Raw genomic sequence first — 8,000 nt, 5'->3', positions numbered from 1 at the left:
CCCCCCCCCCCCCCCCCCCCCCCCCCCCCCCCCCCCCCCCCCCCCCCCCCCCCCCCCCCCCCCCCCCCCCCCCCCCCCCCCCCCCCCCCCCCCGCTGCTCTCCCCCGTCTCTCCCCGCGCCGTGACGCCCGGGCAGGTCCGTCAGGCGACCGGGGCCAGTTCGCGAGCCCGGGCCGGGAAGACCGCGACCGACACCTCCTCGTCGTCGAGGCACCGCCCCGTCTCCAGGTCGAAGCGCTGCTTCAGCAGTGGCGACGCCACGAACGGCCGCCCGCCCGACGAGCCGAGCAGGCCGCGCGACAGCACCTGGGCGCCCGTGAACGGGTCCCGGTTGTCGATCGCGTACAGCCGTCCCGACCGGTCCCGGAACAGCGCCACCTGCCGTCCGTCCGGCAGCAGGGCCGCCATGCCGCGGCCCGGCGTCAGCACCGAGTCGTCACAGATCGGCAGCCACTCGTCGGCGTAGGAGAGTTCGAGCATCATCGGGCGGAAGCTCCTTCCAGGGGTTCCAGCGTCAGAATCGTCAGGTCGGGCTTGATCTGGCCGCGCTCCGGCACGAACTTCACCGACGGGTCCGGCGCGTCCGGTGCGTTCACGAAGGAGACGAACCGGCGCAGCCGCTCCGGGTCGTTCAGCGTCTCGGCCCACTCGTCGTGGTAGCTCGCCACGTGCGCGGCCATCTGTGCCTCCAGCTCGTCGCACAGCCCGAGCTTGTCGTGCACGACCACGTCCCGCAGGTGGTCGAGCCCGCCCTCCAGCCGCTCCAGCCAGGTCGCCGTGCGCTCCAGGCGGTCGGCGGTGCGGATGTAGAACATCAGGAACCGGTCGATCAGCCGGACCAGCTCCACGTCCGACAGGTCCTGGGCGAGCAGGTCCGCGTGGCGCGGCGTGGCGCCGCCGTTGCCGCCGACGTACAGGTTCCAGCCGTTGGCCGTGGCGATCACGCCGAAGTCCTTCGACTGGGCCTCCGCGCACTCGCGGGCACACCCCGAGACGGCCGACTTGAGCTTGTGCGGGGCGCGCAGGCCCCGGTAGCGAAGCTCCAGGTCGATCGCCATCTTCACCGAGTCCTGCACGCCGTAGCGGCACCAGGTCTGGCCCACACAGGACTTCACCGTCCGCAGGGACTTGCCGTACGCGTGTCCCGACTCGAAGCCCGCGTCCACCAGCCGCGCCCAGATCTGCGGCAACTGGTCGACCCGCGCGCCGAAGAGGTCGATCCGCTGACCGCCGGTGATCTTGGTATAGAGCCCGAAGTCGCGGGCCACCTCACCGATCACGATCAGCTTCTCGGGGGTGATCTCCCCGCCCGGGATGCGGGGCACGATCGAGTAGGAGCCGTTGCGCTGCATGTTCGCCAGGAAGTGGTCGTTGGTGTCCTGCAGCGCGGCCCGCTCACCGTCGAGGATGTACTCGTTGGTCAGGCTCGCCAGGATCGACGCCACGGCCGGCTTGCAGATCTCGCAGCCCTCGCCGCCCCGCGCCTCCTCGCGTCCGTGCGAGTCGAGCAGCTCGGCGTACGAGGTGAAGCGCATCGTGCGGACGATCTCGTACAGCTCGCTGCGGGTGTACGAGAAGCAGCCGCACATCCCCGTGTCGGCGGGCTTCGGCAGGAGCTGCTGGATCACCTTCACGCAGCTTCCGCAGCCGGTGCCCGCCTTGGTGCACTTCTTGACCTCGGGCAGCGACGAACAGGCGCAGATCGCGCCCTTCGTGACGTTGTGGCAGGAGCAGATGATCGCGTCGTCGGGGAGGGCGGAGGGGCCGAGGGTGACCGGAGCACCGGCACCGGCCGGCAGCACGAGCTGCTCGGGCGCCACCGGCGGCTTGGTGCCGGTCATCGGCCGCAGCATGCCGTACGACTCGGCGTCACCCACCAGCACGCCGCCCAGCAGGATTCCGTCCGGGTCGACGACCAGCTTCTTGTAGATGCCGGACCGGGAGTCGGAGTAGACGACGTCCAGGCAGCCCTCGGCGGTGCCGTGCGCGTCACCGAAGGATGCCACGTCCACGCCGAGCAGCTTCAGCTTGGTCGACAGGTCGGCGCCGGTGAACCCGCTCGTCTCCTCCTCGGCGATCGCCGAGGCCGCCGTGAGCGCCATCTCGTACCCGGGCGCGACCAGGCCGTACACCCGGCCGTCCGCCGCGAGCGCGCACTCGCCGATCGCGTACACCGCCGGGTCCGACGTACGGCACTGCTCGTCGACCGCGATACCGCCGCGCTCGCCGACCGTCAGGCCGCAGTCGCGCGCCAGCTGGTCCCGGGGGCGAACGCCCGCCGAGAAGACCACGAGGTCGGTGTCGATCGTCGAACCGTCCGACAGGGCCATGCCCGTCACCGAACCGTCCTCGGTGACGATCTCCTGCGTGCCGGTACCGGTGTGGACGATGAGGCCCATGTTCTCGATGGTGCGCAGCAGTGCGGCACCGCCGCCCTCGTCGACCTGAACCGGCATCAGGCGCGGGGCGAACTCCACGATGTGCGTCTCCAGGCCCAGGCCCTTGAGCGCGCCCGCCGCTTCCAGGCCGAGCAGGCCGCCGCCGACCACCGCGCCCGTCCGCGCCGTCTTCGCGTACTCCTCGATGGCGAGGAGGTCCTCGATCGTGCGGTACACGAAGCAGCCCGTCGCGTCCTTGTTCGGCACGGGAGGGACGAAGGGGTACGAGCCGGTCGCCAGGACGAGGGTGTCGTACGCGATCACCCGGCCGGCCCTCGAGGTGACCGTGCGGGCCTCGCGGTCAATGGTCTCGGCCGGGTCGTCGAGGTGCAGCTCGATGCCGTGCCGCGCCATGAAACCGTCCTCGACCATGGACAGCTCGTCGGGCGTCTTCCCGTCGAAGTACGAGGTCAGCCGGACGCGGTCGTACGCCGGACGCGGCTCTTCGCAGAGCACGACGATCCGCGCCCGCTCCGTGACTCCGCGCTCGGCGAGGGCCTCCAGGAAGCGCTGGCCGACCATGCCGTGGCCGACGAGGACGATTGTGGGCGTGTTCGGCATGTGGGCCATTTCAGGAGCCTCCGTCATGGGTGAGCAGGTGGAGCAGGGGCGCTTCCGGAAGGGCCTCGTCGCCCTCCCAGGCCCGGGCGAGCGCCCCGACCGCGCCGAGATCGCCGAGCAGTACGCCGCCGACGAGACGGTCGCCACGGACGACGACCTTGCGGTAGGCGCCGCTCGTCGCGTCCGCCAGCCGCACGGTGTCGTCACCGGGCAGCGGCGTGGCCTCGCCGAACGCCGCCAGTTCGAGGGCGTCCATGCTGAGTCGGGTGAGCGCGCGGGTGCCCCGGTAGGCGCCGGTGCCGTGCTCCAGCACCTCGGCGAGGACGTCGGCCTGCTCCAGGGCGGCACCGGCCAGCCCGTAGAGACGGCCGTCGTGCTCGGCGCAGTCGCCGACGGCGTGGATGAACGGGTCGGAGGTGCGTAGCTGGTCGTCGACGACGATCCCGCGCCGCACGTCCAGACCCGCCTCCAGGGCCAGACCGACACGCGGCCGCACCCCGCACGCGATGACCACGACGTCCGCGTCGAGGACGAAGCCGTCGGCGAGTTCGACCGCCTCGACGGCGTCGTCGACGCCGTTCGCGCAGCGCAGGCCACGGACCCGGCACTCGGTGTGGACCTCCACACCCAGGTCCGCCTCCAGGTGGCGGCGGAGCAGCGTCGAGGCCTCGGCGTCGAGCTGGCGCTCCATCAGGTGCTCGCCCTGCTGGGCCAGCACCACCTCCGCGCCCCGGGCCGCCAGCGCGCGAGCAGCCGACACGCCCAGCAGGCCGCCGCCGATCACCACCGCCCGCGCCTTGGGGGACACCAGCGCGTCCAGCGCCAGGCAGTCGTCGAGCGTCCGGAACGCGTGCACCCCGGACGGCAGCCGTCCGGTGCCCAGGCCGCGCAGGGGCGGCAGCACCGGGTTCGAGCCGGTGGCCAGAACCAGCCGGTCGTATGCGAACGCCTCGCCGTCCGCGCAGTGCACCACCCGGGCGGCGCGGTCGATACCGGTCACCCGCACCTCGTGCCGCGCCCCGTCGTTGCGCGGCGACGGCAGGGCGATGACCTCGGGCCCGTACCGGCCGGCCAGGACGTCCGCGAGCAGCACCCGGTTGTACGGGGCGTGCGGCTCCTCGCCGAGCAGGGTGACGGGCAGCCGCTCGGCGAGGCGAGCGCCCGCCGTGCCTCCGCCGACCACCACGATCCGTGAACTCATGCTCGAAAGCGTGCGTCGGCGGTGTTACCCGGCCGCATCCCGATTGTTTCGGCCACGGAAAGCTGACCTCAGCGACGACCGGCACCGCCGGTGAGGGGGAGGGCGGCCACCGCCGTGTCCTGGCGGTGGCGCGCCACCCGGACGCGCACACCTGAAGCCATCCACGCGAACCGGGGTCCGAACCTCAGAGGTACCTCAAGCATCCCCGATTTCCGTGGACGGCACATCCATCTGCTCCATAGGGTCGCGTGCATGCCCGACATATCGCTGACCACCCTGGTCTTCCTCTGCGCGGCCGCTCTCGTGGCGGGCTGGATCGACGCCGTGGTGGGTGGCGGCGGGCTGCTCCTCCTGCCCGCGCTGCTGCTGGGCCTTCCGCATGTCCCGGCCGCCCACATCCTCGGCACCAACAAGGCGGTGGCCATCGTGGGGACGACGGGCGCCGCCGTGACGTACGTACGCAAGGCGCCGGTGAGCGTGCGGACGGCGGTGCGCATCGGGCTCGCCGCGCTGGCCGGTTCGATGGGCGGGGCGTTCTTCGCGGCCGGGATCAGCAGTGACGTCCTGCGGCCGGTCATCATGGTCGTGCTGCTGGGCGTGGCGGCCTTCGTGATGCTGCGGCCGTCCTTCGGCACGGCGGAGGGCAAGGGGCCGGCGACCAGGGCGCGGGTCGTCACGGCGATCGTCCTCGTCGGCGGTGGGATCGGCTTCTACGACGGGCTCTTCGGCCCCGGCACGGGCACGTTCCTGGTGCTGGCGCTGACCGCCGTGCTCCATCTCGACCTGGTGACCGCCTCCGCCACGGCCAAGATCGTGAACGTCTCCACCAACGCGGGTGCCCTGGTGATGTTCGCGTACCAGGGCACGGTGCTGTGGCAACTGGCGGCGCTGATGGCGGTGTTCAACCTGGCGGGCGGGATGCTCGGCGCGCGGATGGCGCTGCGCAAGGGCGCGGAGTTCGTGCGGGGCGTGCTGCTGGTGGTGGTCTTCTCACTGGTGGCGAAGCTGGCGTTCGACCAGTGGGGCTGACGCTGGCGGGCGGGCGCCGATCAGATGGGCGTACGCGACGACATTGCCCTGGTAGCCGGTCTTCTCGTCGAACGTGCCACCGCAGGTGATCACCCGCAGCTCGGCGCGGTCGGAGGGCCCGTAGACCTTGCGGTCGGGGAAGTCCTCGTTCTCGTACACCTCGATCGCGTCGACGGTGAACACGGCGGTCCGGCCGTCGCGGCGGGTGACCTCGATCCAGTGGCCCTTCTTGAGGCTGCCGAGCGCGTGGAAGACGGCGGGGCCCTCGGCGTTGTCGACATGGCCGGCGACGATGGCGGTGCCCTTGGCTCCCGGCGGGGTGCCGTCCTTGTACCAGCCGGCGATGTTCGGGTTCCCCGCCGGTGGTACCTCCAGGCTGCCGTCGCGGGCGAGACCCAGGCGCATCACCGGGGCGTCGACCCCGATCTCGGGGATGCGGATGCGGACCGGGGCGGAGGGCGGCAGGGGGGCGGCGGCCGCGTCGGTGTGCCGGTGCGGTCCGGCGGCGAAGGCCTCGGCGGCGCTCGGGACGGGCGGGGTCAGGTCCTCGGAGCCGTTCTGGACCAGCCAGAGGCCGACGCACGCGGCGATGGCTATGCCCCAGCCCTTGCCCCTTGTCCCGGTGCCGTTGGTCCCGGTGCCGTCCCCTGTCTCGCTCCTGGTGTCGTCGGTCATGGCTGCCCTCGCGGGGGATGGGGCTCCCCGCCCGCGCCGCGGTCTCGGGGACACGCGCGGCGGGGGCGGGGAGCGGGGGCGGGGGTACGGGGACGGACCCCGTCAGCTGTCCTGCGCGCCGCTCGCCCGGCGGCGCAGGAGCCATACCCCGCCTACGGCGGAGGCGGCCAGCACTGCCACTCCCGCCGCGATCTGGGTGGTGTCGGGGCCGACGCTGCCGCCCACCCCGGTCTTCACGTGGCCGCTGGGCACATGACCGCCGTCGTGCCCGCCCTGGTCGTTCCCGCCCCAGTCGTTCCCGCCCGAGCTGTGCCCGCCCCAGTCGTGGCCGCCGGAGCTGTGGCCGCCCGAGTCGTGGCCGCCCGAGTCGTGGCCGCCGGAGCTGTGCCCGCCGGAGCTGTGCCCGCCCGAGCTGTGGCCGCCGCGTTCGACGTTGACGTCGCCGCCGGCCGTCTTGCCGTTGTCGCAGGCCACGGCGATGGCGTAGGTGCCCGGCTTGGTGTGGGCGGGGACCTTGAACCGGCCGACCACCACGTCCTTGTGCGTGCCGGGCGACAGCTCGAACTCACCCGCGCCGAGGGACTCCGCGTCACCGACCCCATGGCCCTTCTTGCCGCAGGCGGTGGTGTTGACCGTGACGGTCTCGCCCGGCCGGACGGTCGACGGGTGCACCTCCAGCCGGCCGAAGTCACCCGCGTACGCGGCGTACGCGGTCGGCGAGGCGAGGGCGCCGAGCGAGACGGCCGCCAGCGCGGTACCGGTCAGCAGGCGGGCGGTGGTGCGCATGGGGTCCTCCGGGGCGCGCGGCAGGCGGGTGTTATGGGCGGATGTCCTGTCTCCGAGGTAAGGCCCCGCCCGGCCCGCCCGCCTGCTGAGGCCCCATCAGATTGCGCCGTCCGGGACGGCGCGCCGCCCTGGACGCCCGGCATCGCCGCAGCTCAGCCCGCGTTTCCCGGCCACGCCCGACGCGCCGCCCCGAACGGGTGACGCACGGCCGCCCCTCGGTTCACTCCGCCCCGGCGCCCCGGGCCCCCGACCGGGCGGCGCGGCCCCGGGCCGTACGAGTTTCGTCATGGCCGCGGAAGCGGTTCGCACGACCGGCTTGACCTCAAGCATGGTTGAGGTACCAAGGTCTTGCTCATGGAGATCGCCAAGAACGCACCGCTGAAGCTCACCGTCATCGTCGGAAGCAACCGGGAAGGCCGCTTCGCGCCCGTCATCGCCGGCTGGTTCCTCGACCACGCCGCCCAGCACGCCGACTTCACCGTCGACGTACTCGACCTCGGCGACCCCGACACCGAACTGCCGACCGCCCTGTCCTACGACCCCGCGCCCGCCGTCCGCGACCGGCTCGCCAAGGTCAGCCCCCGGCTGGCCGCCGCCGACGCCTTCGTCGTCCTCACCCCCGAGTACAACCACTCCTTCCCCGCGTCCATCAAGAACCTCATCGACTGGCACTTCACCGAATGGCAGGCCAAGCCCGTCGGCTTCGTCTCCTACGGCGGCATGTCCGGCGGGCTGCGTGCTGTCGAGCAACTGCGCCAGGTCTTCGCCGAGATGCACGCGGTCACCGTCCGCGACACCGTCTCGTTCCACAACGCCCGCGGCCACTTCGACGAGGACGGCCGCCACAAGGACCCCACCGCCGCCGACGCCGCCGCCAAGACGATGCTCGACCAGCTCGCCTGGTGGGGCCACGCACTGCGCGACGCCAAGTCCGTCCGCCCGTACGGCGGCTGAACCATGCCGCCGTGCCGCTGCTGTGCCTCGGCGGCATCGCGACGGCCGCGGTCCCGGACGCACCGCCGGCCCTGACGTTCCTGGTCCTCGTCCTCGTCCTCGTCCCGCTCCTCGCCGGGTCCGTGGGCCTCGTCATGCGCCGCCCGCCACCCTCGCGTGATCGCGCACCGGCTCTCGACCGTCCGGCACGCCTGCGTGATCCTGGTGACGGAGGCGGGCCGGACCGTCGAGCAGGGCACGGGCGGCGAGCTGCCGGCGGCCCGGGGTGCGTACGCTCGGCCGTACGCGGCGCACTCGCCGCCGTGGCGTGAACCGGTGGAGCGACAGCGACATGCGGAGGAGAGACCGTGACCCTG

General features: G+C 72.8%; 7 protein-coding genes and 1 pseudogene. 3 read left to right on the top strand and 5 right to left on the bottom strand.

Features of this window, described 5'->3' with window-relative positions:
* Positions 1-141: 141 nt before the first annotated feature.
* From nirD to ACZ6C1_RS35340, 3 genes are read right to left on the bottom strand one after another with little or no spacing between them, the layout of a single operon-like run.
* Positions 142-483: a nitrite reductase small subunit NirD gene (gene nirD, locus ACZ6C1_RS35350; RefSeq protein ID WP_469246927.1), complete on the bottom strand. Its 342-nt coding sequence runs from the start codon at positions 481-483 to the stop codon at positions 142-144.
* The gene (gene nirB / locus ACZ6C1_RS35345; RefSeq protein ID WP_469246926.1) at positions 480-2,999 is read right to left on the bottom strand and encodes a nitrite reductase large subunit NirB; all 2,520 of its coding nucleotides are present in this window, start codon (positions 2,997-2,999) and stop codon (positions 480-482) included. Before nirB ends, nirD begins: the two co-directional genes overlap by 4 nt.
* A 10-nt stretch (positions 3,000-3,009) precedes the next feature.
* The gene (locus ACZ6C1_RS35340; RefSeq protein ID WP_469246925.1) at positions 3,010-4,200 is read right to left on the bottom strand and encodes an NAD(P)/FAD-dependent oxidoreductase; all 1,191 of its coding nucleotides are present in this window, start codon (positions 4,198-4,200) and stop codon (positions 3,010-3,012) included.
* Between the two features lie 252 nt (positions 4,201-4,452).
* Here ACZ6C1_RS35340 and ACZ6C1_RS35335 point away from each other — a divergent pair, with 252 nt between their 5' ends.
* A complete protein-coding gene (locus tag ACZ6C1_RS35335; RefSeq protein ID WP_469246924.1) occupies positions 4,453-5,229 on the top strand; it encodes a sulfite exporter TauE/SafE family protein in 777 nt (258 codons plus the stop codon).
* On the opposite strand, the gene ACZ6C1_RS35330 is transcribed toward ACZ6C1_RS35335, so the two are convergent.
* Both ACZ6C1_RS35330 and ACZ6C1_RS35325 read right to left on the bottom strand, forming a co-directional pair.
* On the bottom strand, positions 5,191-5,904 hold the full coding sequence (locus ACZ6C1_RS35330) for a class F sortase (protein ID WP_469246923.1): 714 nt from the start codon (positions 5,902-5,904) through the stop codon (positions 5,191-5,193). The genes ACZ6C1_RS35335 and ACZ6C1_RS35330 overlap by 39 nt on opposite strands.
* 102 nt (positions 5,905-6,006) lie before the next feature.
* Entirely contained in the window at positions 6,007-6,690 is a 684-nt protein-coding gene (locus ACZ6C1_RS35325) for a hypothetical protein (RefSeq protein ID WP_469246922.1), read from the bottom strand.
* A gap of 354 nt (positions 6,691-7,044) precedes the next feature.
* Here ACZ6C1_RS35325 and ACZ6C1_RS35320 point away from each other — a divergent pair, with 354 nt between their 5' ends.
* A complete protein-coding gene (locus ACZ6C1_RS35320) occupies positions 7,045-7,644 on the top strand; it encodes an NADPH-dependent FMN reductase (protein WP_469246921.1) in 600 nt (199 codons plus the stop codon).
* Positions 7,645-7,800: 156 nt separating this feature from the next.
* Positions 7,801-7,995, top strand: a pseudogene (locus ACZ6C1_RS35315) (hypothetical protein); the annotation flags it as partial.
* Between the last annotated feature and the right edge of the window lie 5 nt (positions 7,996-8,000).

This window comes from Streptomyces sp. NPDC041796 (genome assembly GCF_055590785.1).
This window is presented reverse-complemented; position numbering and strand designations above follow the sequence as displayed.

What these genes read in the sequence shown, in the direction of transcription:
- nirD (WP_469246927.1), bottom strand. Translation starts at nt 483, where the DNA reads ATGATGCTCGAACTCTCCTACGCCGACGAGTGGCTGCCGATCTGTGAC.
- nirB (WP_469246926.1), bottom strand. Translation starts at nt 2,999, where the DNA reads ATGCCGAACACGCCCACAATCGTCCTCGTCGGCCACGGCATGGTCGGC.
- ACZ6C1_RS35340 (WP_469246925.1), bottom strand. Translation starts at nt 4,200, where the DNA reads ATGAGTTCACGGATCGTGGTGGTCGGCGGAGGCACGGCGGGCGCTCGC.
- ACZ6C1_RS35335 (WP_469246924.1), top strand. Translation starts at nt 4,453, where the DNA reads ATGCCCGACATATCGCTGACCACCCTGGTCTTCCTCTGCGCGGCCGCT.
- ACZ6C1_RS35330 (WP_469246923.1), bottom strand. Translation starts at nt 5,904, where the DNA reads ATGACCGACGACACCAGGAGCGAGACAGGGGACGGCACCGGGACCAAC.
- ACZ6C1_RS35325 (WP_469246922.1), bottom strand. Translation starts at nt 6,690, where the DNA reads ATGCGCACCACCGCCCGCCTGCTGACCGGTACCGCGCTGGCGGCCGTC.
- ACZ6C1_RS35320 (WP_469246921.1), top strand. Translation starts at nt 7,045, where the DNA reads ATGGAGATCGCCAAGAACGCACCGCTGAAGCTCACCGTCATCGTCGGA.